Here is an 830-nt window from a genome sequence, read left to right as displayed (position 1 = left end):
GGCGTTGTCAAGTTGTTGGATTGGTCGCGTAAGATGGTGCGATGAAGAAATCCAAATCGCTGTATCACGGTCACCGTTTTCCTGCGGGTGTTATCAGTTGCGCAGTGCGCTGGTACTTTCGCTTTCAGTTGAGCTTGCGCGACATCGAAGAGTTGCTCTTCGAGCGCGGCGTGATCGTGACGTACGAGACAATCCGATGCTGGTGCGATAAGTTCGGCGCCGGCTTTGCTCGCCGAGTGAAAGCCGCGCGACGCAAGCCAGGCAGCACGTGGCATCTTGACGAAATGTTCGTCACACTGCGCGGCGAACCTTATCTGCTGTGGCGTGCAGTCGATGAGTACGGCGCCGAACTCGACATATTGCTGCAAAAGCGGCGCGACAAGGCTGCTGCAAAACGTTTTTTCAAGCGAGTGCTGCGCTCAAGCCCGGTGCCGCGCAAGATCGTCACCGATCAGTTGCGCAGCTATCCGGCGGCAAAAGCCGAAATCCCAGAGCTGGCGAAGGTAAAGCACGTGTTCGTCAAAGCAGCGGCCCGGCTGAACAATCGGGCTGAAAACAGTCATCAGCCGACACGCGAACGCGAGCGCCGCATGCGCGGCTTTCGCGACCCGAAACGCACGCAGACATTCCTCTCGAGCTTCGGGCCGATCCGACAACACTTCGCGCTCAAGCGGCACCTCCTACGCGCTTCACTCTATCGCAGACAGCTCGCGGCAAGATTCGTTGCCTGGCGCGAATTCACCGAACTCGCCCAAAATCCGTCCTACCCTTTCTGATGGATGCGCGTCCCTTCCGTCTTTACGCTTCACTCGCGACAAGTTGACAACGCC

1 protein-coding gene is annotated in these 830 nt (G+C 58.1%); it reads left to right on the top strand.

Features of this window, described 5'->3' with window-relative positions:
* The first annotated feature begins 41 nt into the window (after positions 1–41).
* Positions 42–776, top strand: a complete 735-nt coding sequence (locus P0D73_RS46540; RefSeq protein WP_408183159.1) for an IS6 family transposase — start codon at positions 42–44, stop codon at positions 774–776.
* The last annotated feature ends 54 nt before the right edge of the window (positions 777–830 follow it).

The organism is Paraburkholderia sp. RL18-101-BIB-B (assembly GCF_046026985.1).
Lineage (GTDB): Bacteria > Pseudomonadota > Gammaproteobacteria > Burkholderiales > Burkholderiaceae > Paraburkholderia.
This window is presented reverse-complemented; position numbering and strand designations above follow the sequence as displayed.